Genomic DNA, 20,512 nt, shown 5'->3' with positions numbered 1-20,512 from the left:
GCCGCCAAAGTGGACAGGTTTAGGGGGATATTTAAGTAATCGGCAGAGCGTACCCACAATTTCAGAGCGTAATCACCTCCAGCGAATGAACCTCTTGCCGCCATTGCTGGATCTGTTTTTGTCTGCCTGCCGTGAGCTCTCCGGTGGTGACCAACAGCCACTTTCGGTCAGGGAATATCTCCGGCGACAGCGTGGTGAAGCCTGACGGAAGCAGATCGATGCGTAGCCCTTGCCCGGTACGCATCAGCGCCTCGAGCCAGATTTCACACGGGTCATTGAGATGCCAGCCGCAAAGCAGAACATTCTCGCCTGAGGCTTTTTTATCGGCGCGTAAACAAAATGAGACGTAGGAAATGATGATCCCATCGAGAAGGTTGCGCAGAGTTTGCATGACGGGAATATTGGCGGAGACTTTGCTGCGCAGAGGACGAAGCACTTCTCTTACTAAATCCGTGCGGGGATAGTCGCGCCCGGCGTCATAGAGGAGCTGTCCAAGCGATTCTACTTTTCCTTCTTTAAGTCGCTGGAGCATTGCGTCCTGCATATCGCGCCAGTTGTGGTGCTGCGGCTGCGTGGCGCGAGTCAGCAAAGGCTTCACCTGCCCGACGGAAACGCCCTTCTTGATCCAGTCGAGAATGATTAAAACCTGCTGCACATCGTCTTCAGTGTACTGCCTGTGCCCGCCGTCGGTTCTCAGTGGCCGGAGCAGACCATAACGGCGCTGCCACGCCCGAAGAGTCGCGGGGGTAATTCCGCAGAGCCGGGCAAATTCACCAATGGAGTAAGACATCGCCATTCGCCTGTTGAGCACACTATTCTTACTATAACGGCGGATTTTGATTTTGCCCGGCGAGTGGCCTCGCCGGGCTGGCTTATTACGCTAACGCTTTGCCGATCTTCTCGAACAGATCGCCGGAGAGATTCTCCAGGCCTTTCAGCTGCTCCAGCGCTGCGCGCATTTTTTCCTGACGCGCTGCATCGTAACGCTTCAGGCGGATCAGCGGTTCAATCAGACGGGAAGCCACCTGCGGGTTACGGCTGTTCAGTTCGGTCAGCATTTCTGCCAGGAACTGATAACCGCTGCCATCCTGCGCATGGAACGCCGCCGGGTTGCTCATCGCAAAAGCCCCAATCAGCGAACGAATGCGGTTCGGGTTGCTCAGGGTGAAAGAGCGGTGCTTCAGCAGGCCACGCACGGTTTCCAGTACGTTTTCCGCCGGGCTGGTGGCTTGCAGAATATACCACTTGTCCATCACCAGACCGTCATGGTGCCATTTGTCGTCGTACTCCTGCATCAGCGCATCGCGACACGGCAGCTGAGCCGCCACCGCCGCGCCCAGCGCTGCCAGAGCGTCGGTCATGTTGTCAGCGTGATGATACTGGTGCTGAACCAGCTTATCCGCAAGCTCTGCATCGCCAAACGCCAGGTAGCGCAGGCAGGTGTTACGCAGGGAGCGCTTGCCAATATCCGCATGTTCAACGCGATAAGCATCAAGCTTGTTGGCGTTGTAGATAGCCAGGAACTCGTCCGCCAGCTCTTTGGCCAGCGTGCGGGTCAGCGCTTCACGCACCGTCGCAATGGCCACCGGATCGATGATCTCGAACAGCTCGGCGATTTCATTCACCGAAGGCAGCGTCAAAATTTCGGCCGCCAGCGCCGGGTCGATGTTCTCATCCAGCAGAATGGCGCGGAACGCATCGGCCACGTGAACCGGCAGCGACAGCGGCTGGTGCTGCTGATGACGATTGACGTTGAGCTTGATGTAGGTGGCAAGCAGGCTCTGCGCGGCATCCCAGCGGGAGAAGTCATTGCGAGCGTGACGCATCAGGAAAGTCAGCTGCTGATCGCTCCACTTATACTCCAGCTTCACCGGCGCAGAAAACTCACGCAGCAGGGACGGCACAGGCTGGAAGTACACATTGTCGAAGATGAACGTCTGCTCGGCCTGGGTCACGTTCAGCACGTTATGTACCGGATGACCGCCCTTCTGCAGCGGAATCACTTTGCCTTCGTTGTCATACAGCTCGATATCGAACGGAATGTGCAGCGGCTGCTTATCCTGCTGCTCTGAGGTCGGCGGCGTGTGCTGCTTGATGGTCAGCGTGTACTGCTCGGTTTCCGGGTTGTAGTCGTCATGCACGGTCACAACTGGCGTGCCGGACTGACTGTACCAGCGGCGGAAGTGGGAGAGATCGACATTGGAGGCATCTTCCATCGCCTGCACAAAATCATCGCAGGTGGCGGCACTGCCGTCGTGACGCTCAAAGTACAGCTGCATCCCTTTCTGGAAGTTCGCTTCGCCAAGCAGCGTGTGCAGCATGCGAATCACTTCTGAACCCTTCTCATACACCGTCAGGGTGTAGAAGTTGTTCATTTCGATAACCATGTCCGGGCGAATCGGGTGCGCCATTGGGCTGGCATCTTCTGCAAACTGCATGCCGCGCATGGTGCGCACGTTGCTGATGCGGTTCACCGCGCGGGAGCCGAGGTCGGAGCTGAACTCCTGATCGCGGAACACCGTTAAGCCCTCTTTCAGGCTCAGCTGGAACCAGTCACGACAGGTAACGCGGTTGCCGGTCCAGTTGTGGAAGTATTCGTGGCCAATAACGCGTTCGATATCGAGATAGTCTTTATCGGTTGCCGTATCGGTGCGGGCCAGCACATATTTGGAGTTAAAGACGTTGAGGCCTTTGTTCTCCATTGCGCCCATGTTGAAGAAGTCGACGGCGACAATCATATAGATGTCGAGATCGTACTCGAGGCCAAAGCGCTCTTCGTCCCACTTCATGGAGTTGATAAGCGAAGTCATCGCCCACGGCGCGCGGTCCAGGTTACCGCGATCGACGAACAGCTCCAGCGCCACTTCACGGCCAGAACGGGTGACGTATTTATCACGCAGCACGTCGAAGTCACCGGCCACCAGCGCGAACAGGTAGCAAGGTTTCGGGAACGGATCCTGCCACTGCACCCAGTGACGACCGTTTTCGAGTTCACCTTCAGCAACGCGGTTGCCGTTGGACAACAGATAAGGGTACTTGCTCTTATCGGCGATAATTTTGGTGGTAAAGCGCGCCAGCACATCCGGGCGATCGAGATACCAGGTGATATGGCGGAAGCCTTCAGCTTCACACTGCGTACAGAGCGCTTCACCGGACTGGTAAAGCCCTTCCAGCGCGGTATTCGCAGCCGGGCTGATTTCGTTGACGATGCGCAGCTCAAAACGCTCCGGCAGGCCGTCGATCACCAGCTGATTGTTTTCTTCTTTATACTCACTCCACGGCTCATCATTCACGTGCAGTGAAATCAGCGTTAAGTCTTCACCGTTCAAGCGCAGTGGCGTGGCAGACGCAGCGTGACGGGTAATCTGGCTGACAGCCGTCACGACGGTTTTTGCGGCATCCAGGTCAAAGGTCAGGTCGATATCGCTGATCAGGTATTCCGGCGCACGGTAGTCGTGGCGGTATTTGGCTTGGGGCTGTTGTGTCATAAAAAACCTTTAGCATCTTTTGTAAAGTATCGGCCTCAGTCTATTCCTGTTGTAACTTTGGCGCTACGCAGAATGTTCATCTTTTCAGGGGTAAGCACGCAAATTGCTACATATTGATAACACGCGGCACGATTTGCCCTCGACCCACCGAAAGCCTTGTGGTGTGATCGGGGTTCAATAAATCGATAAACAAGGTATACTCCTGCGGTTTCAGCCGTTGTTTATTGTACTAAACGCTCCTTTAAGAGGACGCTATTGCGCACCATGACACAATTCGCTTCCCCTGTTCTGCAGACTCTGCTTGATACAGATGCTTATAAGCTGCACATGCAGCAGGCCGTCTTCCATCATTATTATGATGTGCAGGTGGCTGCAGAATTCCGCTGCCGCGGTGACGACCTGCTTGGAATTTACGCAGACGCCATTCGTGAACAAGTCGAAGCGATGCAGTCGCTGCGGCTGAAGGACGATGAGTTTCAGTGGCTGTCTGGCCTGCCTTTCTTCAAATCAGACTACCTGAACTGGCTGCGCGAGTTTCGCTATAACCCGCAGCAGGTCACCGTTCGTAACGACAACGGCAAACTGAACATTCGCATCACCGGCCCGTGGCGCGAGGTGATCATGTGGGAAGTCCCGCTGCTCGCCGTGATCAGTGAGCTGGTCCACCGCTATCGCTCGCCTGAAGCGGGCGTTGAACTTGCGTTGTCAACGCTGGAGCGCAAGCTTGCAGAGTTCAAACAGCTGACTCAGGATATCGACATGTCCGGCTTCCGCCTGATGGACTTCGGCACCCGCCGTCGCTTCTCTCGCGAAGTGCAGCAGGCGATTGTCGAGCGTCTTCAGCAGGAAAAATGGTTTATTGGCACCAGCAACTACGATCTGGCTCGCCGCCTGTCGCTTGAACCGATGGGCACCCAGGCACACGAATGGTTCCAGGCACACCAGCAAATCAGCCCTGAACTGGCCACCAGCCAGCGCGTGGCGCTCGCCGCATGGCTCGAAGAGTACCCGGATCAGCTCGGCATCGCCCTGACCGACTGCATCACCATGGATGCCTTCCTGCGTGACTTCGGCCCGGAGTTTGCCGAGCGCTATCAGGGCTTGCGCCATGACTCCGGGGACCCGGTGGAATGGGGTGAAAAAGCCATTGCGCACTACCAGAAGCTCGGCATCGATCCGATGAGTAAAGTGCTGGTGTTCTCCGATAATCTCGATCTGAACAAAGCCGTTGAGCTTTACCGCCACTTCTCTTCGCGCGTGAATCTGAGCTTCGGGATCGGCACGCGCCTGACCTGCGATATCCCTCAGGTTAAACCGCTAAATATCGTCATTAAACTGGTGGAATGTAACGGCAAGCCGGTGGCGAAACTCTCCGACAGCCCGGGGAAAACTATCTGCCACGACAAGGCCTTCGTCAGAGCACTGCGCAAAGCCTTTGACCTGCCTCAGGTCAAAAAAGCCAGCTAATCAGCAAAAAGGAGCCTTCAGGGCTCCTTTCTTCTTATTATTTTCTCAATTCTCCCCGTCTCCCTGCGATTTCCGCTTGTCTGTTAAAAGATGACAGGTAACATAGAGAACCCCCTTTTTATAAAGGGCGGAAAGAGAAAACATTATTCCGGATTACTAACAGAGAGATAACTATGAGCGTTGTGCCTGTAGCCGACGTACTCCAGGGCCGCGTAGCCGTTGACAGCGAAGTCACCGTGCGCGGATGGGTGCGTACCCGTCGAGATTCAAAAGCTGGCTTTTCCTTCCTCGCCGTCTATGACGGTTCCTGCTTTGATCCAGTACAGGCCGTCGTCAGTAATTCTCTGCCCAATTACAATCAGGAAGTGCTGCGTCTGACCACTGGCTGCTCCGTGATTGTCACCGGTAAAGTTGTCGCCTCTCAGGGTCAGGGCCAGAGCTTCGAAATTCAGGCCTCTCGGGTTGAAGTGACCGGCTGGGTTGAAGATCCGGATACTTACCCGATGGCGGCCAAACGCCACAGCATCGAGTATCTGCGTGAAGTTGCTCACCTGCGTCCGCGCACCAACCTGATTGGTGCAGTGGCCCGCGTGCGTCACACTCTGGCGCAGGCGCTGCATCGCTTCTTCCACGAGCAGGGTTATTTCTGGGTTTCTACCCCGCTGATTACGGCTTCCGATACCGAAGGTGCGGGCGAGATGTTCCGCGTCTCCACGCTGGATCTGGAAAACCTGCCGCGTAACGACCAGGGCAAGGTGGATTACGACAAAGACTTCTTTGGTCGTGAATCCTTCCTGACCGTTTCCGGCCAGCTGAACGCCGAAACTTATGCCTGTGCGCTGTCCAAGGTTTACACCTTTGGCCCAACGTTCCGCGCCGAAAACTCCAACACCAGCCGCCACCTGGCGGAATTCTGGATGCTGGAGCCGGAAGTAGCCTTTGCCGACCTGGAAGATAACGCCGCGCTGGCGGAAGCCATGCTGAAGTATGTCTTCAAAGCCGTGCTTGAAGAGCGTGCTGATGACATGAAATTCTTCGCAGAGCGCGTTGATCAGGATGCCATCACTCGCCTGGAACGCTTTGTTGAAGCAGACTTTGCTCAGGTAGATTACACCGATGCGGTAACCATCCTGGAAAACTGCGGCCAGGCGTTCGAGAACCCTGTGTTCTGGGGCGTAGACCTCTCTTCCGAGCACGAACGTTATCTGGCAGAGAAACACTTCAAAGCGCCAGTGGTTGTGAAAAACTACCCGAAAGACATCAAGGCCTTCTATATGCGCCTTAACGACGACGGCAAAACCGTTGCCGCGATGGACGTACTGGCCCCGGGCATTGGCGAGATCATCGGCGGTTCGCAGCGTGAAGAGCGTCTGGATGTGCTTGATGCACGTCTGGCTGAAATGGGTCTCAATAAAGAAGATTACAGCTGGTATCGCGACCTGCGTCGCTACGGCACCGTGCCGCACGCTGGCTTCGGTCTTGGCTTTGAGCGCCTCATCGCCTACGTTACCGGCGTTCAGAACGTTCGCGACGTGATCCCGTTCCCACGTACGCCACGTAACGCCACTTTCTAAGTAACACTTCCCTTTAAAAGCCAGCATTCATGCTGGCTTTTTTTTGGCCTGTGTCAGTATTTGTGAACAAATTTCTACAAACATAAAGGTCAACCACCCTCCCCCGCCAAAATGTTACGCCTCGTGTCCTGTAATAATTCCGCACATTTTTTCACCAATCATTCAGTGGCGCTTAAGTGAGGCTTTCGGACTTAGCACACAAAATAACCACCGGCAACGCGCACAAAAAGTTAACTTTGCGTCATAAGAAAAAGTGAGATGAGAAGCATTCTTAGATAAGAAAAGCCCTTATTGAAAATTAAAATAAGCATTTCATATAGATAGATAAGGACCCGGTCATTAATCAGGCGATGCTCAAGGAAATTTGAGGTGGTTCACAAAGTTCCCGAAAATTCACAATTTATTACACATTATTTCTTTTTGTTACTCAGTTGCGATGTTTGTAGCACTTTCCGGCTAGCGAAACGTTGTCATGAATGGAAATATGCCTGTCAGACACAGAAAGACACCAAACTCTCATCAATAGTTCCGTAAATTTTTATTGACGGAATTCATTGGCGGCAGTGGCGAGTGTCAATAAAAAAACCAATGAGGGTAATAAATAATGATGAAGCGCAATATCCTGGCAGTGGTTATCCCTGCCCTGTTGGCAGCTGGTGCGGCAAACGCAGCAGAAATCTATAACAAAAATGCCAACAAACTGGACTTCTATGGTAAAGCAGTTGGTGAACACATCTGGACCACCAACGGCAACACCTCCAACGAAGACACCACTTATGCCCGTATCGGCTTCAAAGGTGAAACTCAGATCAACGACCAGATCACCGGTTACGGTCAGTGGGAATACAACCTGGATGCATCCAATGTCGAAGGCTCCCAGGGTACCAAAACTCGTCTGGCCTTCGCAGGTCTGAAGTTTGGTGACGCAGGTTCTATCGACTACGGTCGTAACTACGGTGCCATCTACGACGTAGCGGCATATACCGATATGCTGGTTGAGTGGGGCGGCGACTCCTGGGCTGCAACCGACAACTTCATGAACGGCCGTACCACTGGCGTTCTGACCTACCGTAACTCCGACTTCTTCGGTCTGGTTGATGGCCTGAGCTTCGCCCTGCAGTATCAGGGTAAAAACGATCGCAACAGCCCAATCAACGTTGATTATGACGACGACAACGGCGCAGCTCAAAGCTACAGCCTGAGCGGCAACGGCGCTAAAGCAAACGGCGACGGTTTCAGCACCTCCGTACAGTACGCATTCCTGGAAGGCTTCAGCGTAGCCGCTGGTTATGAAACTGCTGACCGTACTAACGCGCAGGTTAACCCAACGACTTACGTAATCCCAGCTGGTCCATATGCTGGTCAGGTTTACGGTGCAGCAAGCGCTGGCGGCGATCGCGCTGAAGCATGGTCTACTGCGTTCAAATACGATGCGAACAACGTATACGCTGCTGTGATGTACGCTGAAACCACTAATATGACTCGCGAGCCAGATAGCAACTTTGCTAACAAAACTCAGAACATCGAAGCAGTGGTTCAGTACCAGTTCGATTTCGGCCTGCGTCCATCCATCGGTTACGTACAGTCTAAAGGTAAAGACCTGCTGGCTCGTACCAACATCACCAATGGCGAATCCTTCAAGGGCGGCGATGCTGACCTCGTGAAATATATCGAAGTAGGTACCTGGTACTACTTCAACAAGAACATGAACGTCTATGCAGCGTACAAATTCAACCTGCTGGACGACAACGCCTACTCTAAAACAACCGGTCTGGCTACCGACGACCAGGCTGCTGTAGGTATCGTTTACCAGTTCTAAGACTCACGCCACTGAGTTATATGCCATTAAGAAACAGGGCTTCGGCCCTGTTTTTTTATGCCTGGCAGTTAATAATGGTGACTTTCGAAAAGCCCCTCGGTTTTTGCTGCAAACGGTTGGCTTTTCGCAAATCTCCCGTTAACCTGATAGCGGATTTCCCTTCCGTAACCACAATGGAACCTCGTCATGTTTGAGAACATTACCGCTGCCCCTGCCGACCCCATTCTGGGTCTTGCCGATCTGTTTCGTGCCGATGACCGTCCGAGTAAAATCAACCTCGGCATTGGTGTTTACAAAGATGAAACCGGCAAAACCCCTGTTCTGACCAGCGTGAAAAAGGCAGAGCTCTATCTGCTGGAAAACGAAACCACCAAAAACTATCTCGGCATTGATGGTATTCCGGAGTTCGGCCGCTGCACTCAGGAGCTGCTGTTCGGAAAAGGCAGCGCGGTTGTTACCGACAAACGTGCACGCACCGCCCAGACGCCTGGCGGCACAGGCGCATTGCGCGTAGCAGCGGATTTCCTCGCAAAAAATACCGACGTTAAACGCGTATGGGTCAGCAACCCAAGCTGGCCTAACCACAAGAGCGTATTCAACTCTGCGGGCCTGGAAGTTCGTGAATACACTTATTACGATGCCGCGCAGCACGGACTGGATTTTAACGGCCTGCTGGCAAGCCTGAATGAAGCGCAGGCGGGCGATGTCGTTCTCTTCCACGGCTGCTGCCATAACCCAACCGGCATCGACCCGACGCTTGAGCAGTGGGAACAGCTCGCGAAACTTTCCGTCGAGAAAGGCTGGCTGCCGCTCTTCGACTTCGCCTATCAGGGCTTTGCTCGTGGGCTGGAAGAAGATGCAGAAGGGCTGCGTGCGTTCGCTGCCGTCCATAAAGAGCTGCTGGTTGCCAGCTCCTTCTCGAAAAACTTTGGCCTCTACAATGAGCGTGTAGGTGCCTGTACGCTGGTTTGTGCGGATACAGAAACCGCCGACCGCGCATTCAGCCAGATGAAAGCGGTTATTCGTGCCAACTACTCCAACCCACCGGCGCACGGTGCGGCGGTTGTCGCGACCATTCTCAGCAATGACGCGCTGCGCGCCATCTGGGAACAGGAGCTGACCGATATGCGCCAGCGCATTCAGCGCATGCGTCTGCTGTTTGTGAACACATTGGCGGAGAAAGGTGCAGAGCGTGATTTCACCTTTATCACCAGGCAGAACGGTATGTTCTCCTTCAGTGGCCTGACCAAAGACCAGGTGCTGCGTCTGCGTGAAGAGTTCGGTGTCTACGCCGTCGCTTCCGGCCGTATCAACGTTGCAGGAATGACCCCGGACAACATGGCCCCGCTGTGTGAAGCCATCGTTGCCGTGCTGTAATTCCAGCCATTAAAAAAGGCCGCTTAGCGGCCTTTTTTGTTTCTGCTTCAGTCCGTTAGCTTACCAGACTGGCATTTCATCCTGCAGGAAAGGATTATGCACACGCTCATGTCCGAGCGTCGACATCGGGCCGTGGCCCGGAATGAAGCTCACCTCATCCCCCAGCGGCAACAGTTTACGCTTTATCGAATCGATAAGCTGGCTGTGATCGCCACGCGGGAAATCGCTGCGCCCTACTCCACCTTTGAAAATCACATCGCCTGAAATCAGCAGCTGCGAAGCCGCGTCATAAAAAACAATGTGGCCCGGCGTATGGCCCGGACAGTGCAGCACCTGCAGGCTGACGTTGCCGACGCTGACTGAATCACCTTCATTCAGCCAGCGGTCTGGCGTTAACGGCTGACAATCTTCGAGGCCGAACATCCGGCTCTGCGCCGGCAGCCCCTGGAGCCAGAACTCATCTTCTTTTTCCGGTCCGATAACCGGCACACCGTAATGCTGTGCCAGCTCCGCCGCAGCACCGACGTGATCGAGATGACCGTGAGTCAGCAGGATCTGCATCAGCGTAACGCCCGCTGCCGCGACTTCCTCTTTGATTCGCTCAGCATCACCGCCCGGATCGACCAGGGCGGCAAGTTTGGTTTGCTCACACCAGATAAGTGAACAGTTTTGAGCGAATGCCGTAACCGGGATAATACGATAGTTCATGAGGCTCCTGTTTCGTTACCAGGTCCTGACCGGCCCGGTATCAATATGCACAAAGTTACTACGTGGGTAGTATCCTACACCACCTGCGCGCATAGATAACGCAGCTTTGCGAATATTGCTCAACGAAACGCCTTCAATATGGAAATCCATCGCCTGGCCTTTGGTGTGGTAGCTGTGCTTCGCCACACCGCGGCTGCGGGCGCGCAGTTCATCATTGGTATCGAGCGATCGGTAACCTGAAATGAGCTGCACGGGCTTGTTGGTCCCCAACAGTCCTTGCAGACGGTAGAGATGATCGAACAGTTTCGGGTCGATGGATTTCATTTTATTCGCGCGAAAATCACGGAAAAAATGGTTGAGTCTTGCTAATTCATCCTGAATATAGCCTCTGCCATCGAAAAACTCCGCCTTGAGCGACTCACCGGTGTGCAGGTTGTTGAGCGTCAAAATACGCGGACGAGGTGTCGAGAGGGTGGCAAATGCAGGCGTAGGCAGGATGGCCGCTGCGCCCAGCGCAACACCACCCAACGCCAGCAGTTTGCGGCGATTAGCGTCAAATTTGTCCATGATAATCAGGTCTACAAGTAAGTGATCGTTATTTATGCACTTCTGGCGCACGTAGGGCACCTTAACCGCCGAAAGAAGCGACGTCAAGGCTCCCTGACCCCAGTCAATCCGGGCCCTGTAGCGATCCGGACCCTGAATGACGCATAGATACGACAACTGAATTATCTGAACTTCTTCATTTACCTGATTAATTGTTCCGCTTTTGGCAGAATTTGTGCGCCAGATCGCGCAGTGAGATCGTAATTGTAAATATCTGTTCGATATTGTGCCTTACCGTCTGCCCCAACAAACGCCGTCAGATAATACAGATTAACCGGGATGCTCTGGCGGATATTGACGTAGCGAGTATCACCTTGCTTGAGCGCATCTGAGATTCGCGTGTCGTTCCAGCCCGCATCCTGTAACAGCATATTAGCCAGTTCCGAGGCCTTATTGACGCGAACGCAGCCTGAACTCAGCGCCCGGGCATCCTTCTGGAACAGATTGTGGTTCGGCGTATCGTGCAGATAGATAGCATCTGAACTCGGCATATTGAACTTATAACGGCCCAGCGAGTTTCGTGCCCCCGGCGCCTGCTGGAAGCGGAACGGCAGGTTTGAGGCCGTAATTGTCGACCAGTCGATGTTGTAAGGATTCAGCGCCTCTCTGCTGTTCCAGCCGCGCATCACCGTATAGCCATGCTGTTCCAGGTAGCCAGGATCATTCTGCACTTTAGGCAAAATATCCTTACGGGCAAGCGTCGGCGGCACGTTCCACGGCGGGTTGACGACAACGTTGTTCAACGCGCTGCTCATCATCGGCGTTTTACGGTCCGGACGTCCGACAATTACGCGAGAATCCAGAACCTGATTGCCATCGAGGTAATACACCAGGGAATAAGCCGGAATGTTGACCATAATGCCGGTGGACAATTTTCCAGGCAGCAGACGTAATCGCTGAATATTCAAGGCCAGCACGCCCGCACGCTGCGCCGGGCTGACGTTGAGCCAGTCACGCGTCGACTGGCCGATGACGCCATCGGCACCTAACCCTTGCCACGCCTGGAAGCGTTTTACCGCATCCACCAGCTGTCGGTCATACACCGCGGGGGCGTTACTGCTTGCTTTCGCTTTTTTCGCGGGCTGAGCTGACGGGCTGACCACATCACCCGGCAGCGCAATATTCGGCGCAGAATCCATCATGCCGGTACGTTGCAGGATCTCGCGCAGTGCCGGGATATCTTTGCTCCACTGGCCTGGAGAAAGCTTGGTTACCGCCGTGAGCTGTGGCCACGGGCGGGTGTCCGTAAGCTGTGCCAGCAGCGCCTGGTGCATCGCGGCATACTGAGGATGCTGAGGTGCCAGATTTGCCACAAACTGCGGTAGCGCACCGTTATCGAGTGCCAGCTGCCACTGGTTAATGACCGACAGCGGCGGCGTGGAGAGCGCATAAGGCTTATCGCTGTAGAGCCAGCGGTTGCCCTGCATCGGAATATTACTGATGAAATGGAGATAACCCATCATCGCATCGGAAAGCACGACGTCACGCGCCATACCGGTCACGGCAGGATCTGTCAGTAACTCGACCCAGTGCGTGAACTGAGGCTGAAAACCGGCAATCGCCACTTCGGCAAGCTGCTGCTGAAACGCCTGAACGGCATCACGGTTTTCCCACATCGGCTTCATGGATCTGGCGGCATAGAGCGCCGCCAGTTGGTTCATATAAACCGGGGTGGCGTTTGCTGGCAGCAGCGACTGAATATCGGCCCGACTTTTCGCCGCAGCGCCCTCCGGCAGCGGCTGAATGCCAGCCATCATCGCCACGGCAGGCGCCTGACCGTCCGCCTGCGCCATTGCCTGTGACGCATCGCCGAGCGTGGCGGAACCGTCCGTCGGTACTAGTTCAGGCTCATCAGCCTGAACGCTAAACAGTGGAGCAAATGCCAGCGCCAGGCATAAACTCAGCGCTGACAGCCGACGACCATATAATTTTTCCAGTGACATCCCTTGCCCCCTGTCTCTCATTACTGCCCACCGAACCGGGGCTTACTCTCAGTATATGAAGGCGAAAACGCTTTTGCCTGACCAAATGTAAAGAAGATTAAAGATAATACAACCATCGGAGCCAAAAATGGATAACAAAAAAGGCGACATCACTGTCGCCTTTGTCTCAGAACTGAACTGACTTGCTACGAAGCATCCGCCGTGCCGGGCAGCGTCTCCGGCAGCTGAGCCGCGAAGCCACGCAGTCCGACCACATGTACGTGTTCGGTATTGTGGAAGACCTTACGCACCAGTTTATAGGTAGTGCCTTTCTCCGGACTGATGTTTTCCGGCGCCGCGATGATGAGCTGCATCTCCAGACGGTCACACAGTTCAAACAGCGTGGCGATAGAACGAGCATCCAGACGTGCTGCTTCATCAAGGAACAGCAGACGGCAAGGCGAGATGTCTTTGCCACGCAGGCGACGAGACTCCTCTTCCCAGCTCTGAACCACCATCACCAGAATCGACATCCCGGTACCGATCGCTTCACCCGTCGACAGCGCACCTGATTCCGCACGCAGCCAACCATCGGAACCACGGTTAACTTCAACATCCATTTCGAGATAGTTACGGTAGTCCAGCAGCTCTTCACCGATGGTCTGCGGCGTGCGCTGACCCATATCGATCTGCGGGTTCAGGCGCTGATAGAGCTTCGCCAGCGCTTCTGAGAAGGTCAGACGGTTGCTGTTGAACAGATCCTGATGCTGCTCATGCTGAGCGGCCAGCACTTCCAGAAGCTGAGAGTGCGTCTCACGGACGTTGACGTTCAGACGCACGCTGTTCACCTGACCAAACGACACGCTCTGCAGGCCCTGGTTGAGCATGCGGATACGGTTCTGCTCGCGCTGAATCGTCTTGCGAATGATATTCGCCACGCTGCGGGAGCTGATGGCCAGCTTCTGCTCACGCGCCGTCAATTCTTCCGTCAGACGGCCCAGTTCGATTTCCATCTGCTCGATGGCTTCAACCGGGTCGTCGGTGCGAATAATATCCTGACGAATACGTTCACGCAGATGCTGATACACCGCCACGAAGAACTGAATTTTACGCTCAGGACGTTTCGGATCTTCCGACATGCGCAGCACGTCGCGCAGGTGTTCGTTATCTGCCACAGCCAGACGCAGCGCACCGAGCGCCTTATCCGACATTGAACGCAGATCGTCAGCGGAGAGATACGCCAGCTCGCGACGGTGCAGACGACGTTCGACGTTGTTGTCTTTCACCAGGCGCATCACCGCGCACCAGCCCGCTTTCGCGCTCACTACCTGCTCACGCATTTCGAGGTAGTTACGTTCCAGACTGCGCAGTTTGCGGGTCAGGTTATCCATTTCCGCTTCGCAGAAGGTCAGACCTTTCTCAAGCTGACTGCGGCGGTTACGGTTATTGGAAAGCTGCGTGTGCAGCTCATCGCGGCGGGAACGCGCGCGCTCTTCTGCACCGCTGTCGGCACGAACGCCGATATCCTGCAATTCACGGTGTAAATCCGTCAGCAGCTCTTTCTTGGTGTCGAAGGAGCTTTTCAGCGAGGCCATCACCTGGCTGTACTGGCTGAGCTGCGTGGCGTGAGTACGCAAAGCTTCACGCGCACGGGCACGCTCGGCTTCCGCCTGCTCCAGACGCTGGCGCAGCTTCTCGTTCAGATCGGTATTGCCATCCAGCATCGCTGCTGAATCTGAATAGCCAAAGTGCGCGCGGCGCTGTACCACTTCCGTCAGGGCAAACGCCTGCTGACGCGCTTCGCGCTGCACCTGCTGCGAGTACGTGTAATCCTCTTTCAGCTGTTCGAACTGTTCCGGGTCACTTTGCAGGACCGAAACGATCGGCTCCAGTTTGGCCAGCTGGTTGCCGTGCTGCTGAATAAAGCGCGCAGCTTCCTGGGCTTCGTCGAGGCGCTCCTGGATTTCATCGACGCGATCGGCAAGGGTTTCGTCAGCCAGCAGATTCAGGCGCGGCAGCAGGCGGTTCAGCTGCGCCACGCCCTCTTTCGCCTGTTCGAACTGCGCACGGCTCTGCTGGTTGTCGTTTTCGTGGTTGCTGAGCGCACGCTCAAGCTCACCGCGACGAGTATTCAGCTTGCGAATTTCCGCTTCCGGATCCGCTTCAAACGCCACGGCTAAATGGCTGCCGATAAAGCGGCTGAAGGCCTGATGCAGACGCTGCGTTTTCTGCACGTCAAACGACAGCGTGGCGAAGCGTTCTGAAAGCGTTTCACGCTCGGCGTGCAGCGCTTCGATGCGGTTTTCACGCGCCGCACGTCCAAACAGCGGCAGCGACGGGAAGCGGGAGTAGCGCCACTGGCGGTCGGCGATTTTTACCACCACCGCTTTTTCCAGCTCGTCGACGCTGAACACGCTGTCATCGAAGGACTGCGGATCCCCTTCGATGAGGTAGAGATCTTCCGGACAGTCTTCCAGACCCTCGAGCTGATCGGCGATAAGCGACAGATCCGGCACCACGATGGCGTGACGAGACGGGCCATAAAGTGCGGAGAAGTACGGCGCATCTTCGAGGCTGACGTCGTCATAGATTTCCGACAACAGCACGCCACCGAAGCGTTCGGCCAGCGTATTCAGGCGCTGATCTTCGGAACCACCAGGCTGACTTAAACGTTCGATTTCATCGTCAACGGCACGTTTGCGCGCGCCCACTTCATCACGTTCTACAATCGCTTCACGCTCGCGTTCCAGCAGCTGTTGCAGGAACTCGGTAACATCCTGGCTGGACTCAAACTCTTCCCCGCTCTGCTCGCAGAGCTGCGTCAGGCTGCTTTGCGCCGCAAGCCAGACTGGTGCGCGCTGCAACAGCGTCTGAGTACGGCCCTGAAGTTGCTCCAGCTCCTGGCGCAGCGTCATGCGTTGCTCGCTGGCGGAGGTTACGCTGTCGGAGAGGGAGGAAATCCGCTCTTCCAGCTCCTGGTGCAGCGCTTCCAGCTCGTCAATCTCAATATGACGGCCCTGACGCTTGCAGAATTCTGCCAGCAGACGCTCGGCATCCTGCTGCTCACGTAAGCGCTGTTCAAGTTCGTTCAGGCGACCGCGCAGGCCGTGGGCCTGTTCTGCCTGATGGCGCTGATTCACGCCTTCACGCAGCAAATCACGCGCCACGTCCCAGGCTTCATCACGCCCCAGCGGCCCGTTGATGGCAGCCACCAGCTGATACGCCTGCTCGAACTGGCTGTGGGCGGTTTGCGCCACGCTCATTTTCTGTTCGAGCGACAGCAGTTTCTCGGTCGCTTCCTGCTCTTTGGCCTGGAAGGTTTCCAGCCATTCGTCGGCGCTCTCCGGGTTCAGATCCGGCAGATGGCAAAGTTCTTTCGCACGGGCTAGCGCCTGAAGTGCCTGGCTGTACTGAATGGCGCGAGTTTGCTGCACATCCAGCGCCTGCTGGTAGTCGGCAAGCTGGCTTTTCAGCTCATCCACTTCCAGTTCTGCGGCTTCGGCGCGGGCTTCATTTTCTTCCTGCTGTTCGGCGGCTTCGGCTACGACTTCATTCTGCTCTTCGAGACGGATTTGCAGCTCGTCGAGATCGGATTCGTAACGTTCGATTTTTTCCTGCTGACGCAGCGCCGTCTGCACAAGGTTCAGGTGATCGCTCGCGGCCTGGTAATCGGCTTCAAGGTCGCCTTCTGCGCCGTTATGCTCCTGCAGCTCACGCGCCATATCGACGTGTTTGTACTGTTCGGAGGCCAGCTGCTGACGCGAGGTCAGCAGCTCACGACGAAACTCCAGCGCCTTGTCCAGATGCACACGGCGCTCGTTGGCGTGGCGCATGTAGTCCGCCGCTACGTAATCTGTCGCTTCGGAAATCAGGTGCTTGAAAAGGTCACGGTCCGACTGGGTGACGCGAATCGCTTCCAGCGTCATGCGGTTTTCGCGCAGCGCCGCTTCCATATCCTGGAACGCTTTACGCACACCGCTGTTTTCCGGCAGCAGGTAATCGCGCAGCGAGCGGGTAATGGCGCTGGAGATCCCGCCGTACAGCGAGGCTTCAATCAGGCGGTAGTATTTGCTGCGGTCCGAGGCGGAGCGCAAACGACGCGCGACGACGCCCAAATCGAACATCAGCGAGTGGTAATCGGTGATGGAGTTGAACTGCTTGAACTGCACGCCTTCAATCTCTTCGACCTTCTCTTTCAGCTCCTGAAGCGTCAGCACGCGAGCCTGGCGATCGCTAAGGGTTTCCGTCACCAGCTGCGTTGGCTGGAAGGACATCGGCAGACCCTGGATAGCAAACGGCTTGATGTCCACTTTGCGATCGCGTCCGGCAACCTGCTGCAGGCGCACGCCCACCAGCACGCGCTGGTGACGCGAGTTCATCACGTCGAGCATCGAATAACAGACACCCGCTTTCAGCTTCCCGTGCAGACCTTTATCGCGGGAACCGCTGGTCGCACCGGCTTCGGTGGTGTTACGGAAGTGCAGCAGCGTCAGATCGGGAATAAGCGCCGTAACAAACGCAGCCATCGTCGTGGATTTACCGGCCCCGTTGCCGCCCGAAAGCGTGGTGACCAGTTCATCAAGATCAAAGGTTCGGGCGAAGAAGCCGTTCCAGTTAATCAGGGTCAGTGAACGGAATTTACCGCGTTCAATCATTATTCTTCCTCCCCGCTATCCGTATCCGGCTGAGCATCGTCGTTCTCATCATTGAGCTGCAGATGGTTTTCAATCGCCATCGCTTCGCCATCGCGGATCATGCGCAGCTGCGCTTCGCGGGCGTCATCGCCGGAGCGGACGTCTGCGCCGAAGCGGAACACCGATTCCGTGATGCGGAATTTGCTGCTGTCATGGCCCATAAACCACACCATGCCCAGACGGCGCAGGCGGTTCAGCGATGAACGCACTTTTTCCTGCAGCTTCTGGCGGTCCAAATCTGACCCCGTTGAGCGGTTATTGACCAGTTTCAGCAGTTTGGTTTCATCGGCGAGGCTCAGCAGTTCGTCATACAGCTCCTGCTGGCTGAAAATCCCCTCGTTGGCCAGACGCTCCGGGCTGAGATAGAGATAGCAGAGGATTTTGCCGACCATCATGTCGAGCTCGGAAAGCACCGAGCGTGGAATCAGCGTGGTGGAACGCGGGCGCAAATAGAAGAATCCTTCCGGCGCACGAATCAGTTCCACGTTATAGCGGGTGTAAAATTCTTCCAGGTACTCCTGGAAGTCCATCAGAAAGGCGTGGTTGTCCAGTTCGTCCAGACCAATATGACGGCCGGAACGCAGGGCGCTGTCCAGCGCCGGAAATAACGGATTGGCCAGGGCCTGTGCCAGCTTAACTGGCATCACGTGTTCAATATTTGTCGATGACATGTGCCTGTACCTTGGCTCCGTAATCATTAATCGGCTGCCACTTCGGCGGCAGTCCGGTGAAATCTGCTTGTGCTACGCCCAGCCGGACGGCCTGATCGACCACGATACGCGCCACGTCGAAATGGCGAGCACGTGGGTACTGCGCCAGATATTCGCGCACCACCAGGCCTAAATCCAGCGGCAATCCTTTCTCTTTGTAGATAACCAGCTGCGCTTCAATCAGCGCCGCCAGCTGCTCACGGATTTCGTTGAACTCTTCATACTCCAGATCCGGCGGAAGCTCGCCGGTCACCTCTTCATCACGCAGCGTCATCTCTTCGTCACGCATGTCGAAGAGGCGGTCGGCGTTGGCATACGTCAGCGCCCACGGCGCATCAAAGTAGTTCTGCACGGAAACACGCAGACGCTGAGCGAAGACGCGGTTTTTATCCATATCGATAGCGGTACGGATAAATTTGTGTACGTGACGGTCGTAGCCGATCCACAGATCGATGGCCTGCTGGCCCCAGCTGACGATGCGGTCGAGTTTGCTTTGCAGGTCGAAGACCAGCCTGTCGACGAAGTGGAGATCGTCGTGCGCCATGGTCGAATCCTGAATACGCAGCAGGTTGGCCTGCAGCTTATCGCCCGCCGCTTCCAGCGTATCCTGCAGTTCACGCAGCGTGCCGGAAGTCTCAGACAGCAGCATTTCGCAGCTTGAAATTGCCGCGCGCCAGTCTTTGTTCAGCAGCTGAGCGATGTCGTCTTTGACCGATTGCTGCTGCTCATCCATCACACGCTGGGTCAGATCGATGCTGTCGAAGATTTCCGCCACCGAGTATTTCAGCGGCGCATAAACGTTGCGATGCCAGTGAAACTCATCGCCGCCCTCGTCTGCTGCGTCTGCCGCACGCTTCAGTTCACCGCCGACGATAGACAGCTGCATGGAGAGGCGCAGCGTGGAAAACTCACGCTGGCGAATGTAATAGTCCGTAATGCCGATGCCGAGCGGCGTCAGGCGATAGATCGCGTTGCCTTCGGTGAGTTCGCTGGTAAAGCGGTTCAGCAGACGTTGACGCACCATGTCGTTAATCGCGTTGTTGGCACGCACGCTGATGGTTTCGCTGGTTTGCTCAAACGCATCACTGACGTGGCGGAAAGCGTCAATCAGCTCACCTTCGGTAAGCTCGCCTTCCAGCCGTTCGCCGTTCAGCGTCGCCACGGCCATCAGGAACGACAGCCTGTCGACCGGCAACGTGATCGAAAAATCATTTTTTCTGGCCCAGGCAACCAGTTCGGGGACTGTCTGGGAAAAATCACTCATCGTTAGTCCTTGTATCTACCTGCGGTTTTCGCGCGGTGACATGAATGTAGCGGCCCAGGCTAACCCAGGGTTCTTCCCGGCAATAGCGGGTTTCTAAGGCCAGCAACTGCTCGTAGCGCTCGTGCTGCTTATGTTTTTCACGCAGATAGTCATGAAAAACCCGCACGCCTGTTTTGCCGACGATCTGCAAGCCGAGATCAGTCAGCCAGCCGTAAACCTGCTGCGGATCGCGCGGGTAGTCTGGCGAAAGCTTGCGTTTACGCGTCTTTGGCATGCCCGCTTCGACGTAATCAAAGTTGGTGACGACCATGTTGTGCATCAGCAGACCGTTAGCATTGTAGAACATTAACGACAGCGCGCCGCCCGGGCGCAGTACCGACCACAAAGCGCTTAACACCGCCTGCGGATTGCCCACCCATTCGAGCACTGCATGGCACAATATCAGATCAACCGGGCTTTCCAAATGCTGTGCAATGTCCTGCACCGGGCATTGTACGAAATGCATGTTGTGGCTCACACCTTTCTTCGCGGCGGCCTCTGTTGCCAGGGCTATCATCTCGGCTGACAGGTCGCATAGGGTAACATGATGCCCACGCTCTGCCATCCGAATTGCGGTTTGCCCGGCCCCGCCGCCGCCGTCCAGAATGCGTAAAGGCTTGTCGCCGAAGGAATCCAGCAACCTGTCCAGATCCTGCCAGAGGATCGCCTGGCGCAGCTGGCCCTTGGTGGTGCCATAAATATTGCGCGAAAAGCGCTCTGCGATCCCATCGAAATTGCGATCCTGCACGATCTGACTCCACTCACTGCCACAAACCCGCTATTTTGTCATACCCACAGCGAGAGGGAAGCTATCTGGTGTAATATCCCTGCCACTCTCCTGTCA

Annotated in this window: 13 protein-coding genes; 4 read left to right on the top strand and 9 right to left on the bottom strand. The window is 55.6% G+C overall.

Annotation, left to right across the window (positions count from 1 at the left end):
* Positions 1-61: 61 nt before the first annotated feature.
* Positions 62-790 (bottom strand): MerR family transcriptional regulator, encoded by a 729-nt coding sequence (locus tag CRO87_RS14140; RefSeq protein ID WP_097163584.1) that lies wholly within the window; start codon positions 788-790, stop codon positions 62-64.
* Between the two features lie 85 nt (positions 791-875).
* Entirely contained in the window at positions 876-3,488 is a 2,613-nt protein-coding gene (pepN, locus tag CRO87_RS14135) for an aminopeptidase N (RefSeq protein ID WP_097163583.1), read from the bottom strand.
* Between the two features lie 264 nt (positions 3,489-3,752).
* Between pepN and pncB the strand changes: the two genes are divergently transcribed.
* From pncB to CRO87_RS14115, 4 genes are all read left to right on the top strand, one after another.
* On the top strand, positions 3,753-4,955 hold the full coding sequence (pncB, locus tag CRO87_RS14130) for a nicotinate phosphoribosyltransferase (protein WP_097163582.1): 1,203 nt from the start codon (positions 3,753-3,755) through the stop codon (positions 4,953-4,955).
* Between the two features lie 173 nt (positions 4,956-5,128).
* On the top strand, positions 5,129-6,529 hold the full coding sequence (asnS, locus tag CRO87_RS14125) for an asparagine--tRNA ligase (RefSeq protein WP_097163581.1): 1,401 nt from the start codon (positions 5,129-5,131) through the stop codon (positions 6,527-6,529).
* Positions 6,530-7,133: 604 nt separating this feature from the next.
* The gene (locus CRO87_RS14120) at positions 7,134-8,348 is read left to right on the top strand and encodes a porin (protein WP_097163580.1); all 1,215 of its coding nucleotides are present in this window, start codon (positions 7,134-7,136) and stop codon (positions 8,346-8,348) included.
* A 186-nt stretch (positions 8,349-8,534) separates the two neighbouring features.
* On the top strand, positions 8,535-9,725 hold the full coding sequence (locus CRO87_RS14115; RefSeq protein WP_097163579.1) for an amino acid aminotransferase: 1,191 nt from the start codon (positions 8,535-8,537) through the stop codon (positions 9,723-9,725).
* Between the two features lie 60 nt (positions 9,726-9,785).
* On the opposite strand, the gene CRO87_RS14110 is transcribed toward CRO87_RS14115, so the two are convergent.
* From CRO87_RS14110 to cmoM, 7 genes are all read right to left on the bottom strand, one after another.
* Positions 9,786-10,433, bottom strand: coding sequence for an MBL fold metallo-hydrolase (locus tag CRO87_RS14110; protein ID WP_097163578.1), 648 nt, complete (start codon positions 10,431-10,433; stop codon positions 9,786-9,788).
* A gap of 15 nt (positions 10,434-10,448) precedes the next feature.
* A complete protein-coding gene (locus tag CRO87_RS14105) occupies positions 10,449-11,000 on the bottom strand; it encodes a YcbK family protein (RefSeq protein ID WP_176504314.1) in 552 nt (183 codons plus the stop codon).
* A 179-nt stretch (positions 11,001-11,179) separates the two neighbouring features.
* Positions 11,180-12,982 carry a L,D-transpeptidase gene (gene ldtD, locus CRO87_RS14100; RefSeq protein WP_097163576.1) on the bottom strand — a complete coding sequence of 601 codons (1,803 nt, stop codon included), beginning with the start codon at positions 12,980-12,982 and terminating at the stop codon, positions 11,180-11,182.
* A gap of 185 nt (positions 12,983-13,167) precedes the next feature.
* A complete protein-coding gene (mukB, locus tag CRO87_RS14095) occupies positions 13,168-17,616 on the bottom strand; it encodes a chromosome partition protein MukB (RefSeq protein ID WP_097163575.1) in 4,449 nt (1,482 codons plus the stop codon).
* Positions 17,616-18,326 carry a chromosome partition protein MukE gene (gene mukE, locus CRO87_RS14090; RefSeq protein ID WP_097163574.1) on the bottom strand — a complete coding sequence of 237 codons (711 nt, stop codon included), beginning with the start codon at positions 18,324-18,326 and terminating at the stop codon, positions 17,616-17,618. The genes mukB and mukE overlap by 1 nt, the downstream gene beginning before the upstream one ends.
* Positions 18,307-19,629: a chromosome partition protein MukF gene (gene mukF / locus CRO87_RS14085; RefSeq protein WP_097163573.1), complete on the bottom strand. Its 1,323-nt coding sequence runs from the start codon at positions 19,627-19,629 to the stop codon at positions 18,307-18,309. The genes mukE and mukF overlap by 20 nt, the downstream gene beginning before the upstream one ends.
* Entirely contained in the window at positions 19,622-20,416 is a 795-nt protein-coding gene (gene cmoM, locus CRO87_RS14080; protein ID WP_097163572.1) for a tRNA uridine 5-oxyacetic acid(34) methyltransferase CmoM, read from the bottom strand. Before cmoM ends, mukF begins: the two co-directional genes overlap by 8 nt.
* Positions 20,417-20,512 lie beyond the last annotated feature (96 nt).

This window comes from Enterobacter sp. CC120223-11, from assembly GCF_900215375.1.
GTDB lineage: Bacteria > Pseudomonadota > Gammaproteobacteria > Enterobacterales > Enterobacteriaceae > Scandinavium.
Note: the sequence above shows the minus strand (reverse complement) of the source record. Positions and strands in the feature narration are given on the sequence as shown.

Excerpts from the sequence above, each read along its gene's own strand:
- CRO87_RS14140 (WP_097163584.1), bottom strand. The coding sequence starts at position 790 with ATGTCTTACTCCATTGGTGAATTTGCCCGGCTCTGCGGAATTACCCCC.
- pepN (WP_097163583.1), bottom strand. The coding sequence starts at position 3,488 with ATGACACAACAGCCCCAAGCCAAATACCGCCACGACTACCGTGCGCCG.
- pncB (WP_097163582.1), top strand. The coding sequence starts at position 3,753 with ATGACACAATTCGCTTCCCCTGTTCTGCAGACTCTGCTTGATACAGAT.
- asnS (WP_097163581.1), top strand. The coding sequence starts at position 5,129 with ATGAGCGTTGTGCCTGTAGCCGACGTACTCCAGGGCCGCGTAGCCGTT.
- CRO87_RS14120 (WP_097163580.1), top strand. The coding sequence starts at position 7,134 with ATGATGAAGCGCAATATCCTGGCAGTGGTTATCCCTGCCCTGTTGGCA.
- CRO87_RS14115 (WP_097163579.1), top strand. The coding sequence starts at position 8,535 with ATGTTTGAGAACATTACCGCTGCCCCTGCCGACCCCATTCTGGGTCTT.
- CRO87_RS14110 (WP_097163578.1), bottom strand. The coding sequence starts at position 10,433 with ATGAACTATCGTATTATCCCGGTTACGGCATTCGCTCAAAACTGTTCA.
- CRO87_RS14105 (WP_176504314.1), bottom strand. The coding sequence starts at position 11,000 with ATGGACAAATTTGACGCTAATCGCCGCAAACTGCTGGCGTTGGGTGGT.
- ldtD (WP_097163576.1), bottom strand. The coding sequence starts at position 12,982 with ATGTCACTGGAAAAATTATATGGTCGTCGGCTGTCAGCGCTGAGTTTA.
- mukB (WP_097163575.1), bottom strand. The coding sequence starts at position 17,616 with ATGATTGAACGCGGTAAATTCCGTTCACTGACCCTGATTAACTGGAAC.
- mukE (WP_097163574.1), bottom strand. The coding sequence starts at position 18,326 with ATGTCATCGACAAATATTGAACACGTGATGCCAGTTAAGCTGGCACAG.
- mukF (WP_097163573.1), bottom strand. The coding sequence starts at position 19,629 with ATGAGTGATTTTTCCCAGACAGTCCCCGAACTGGTTGCCTGGGCCAGA.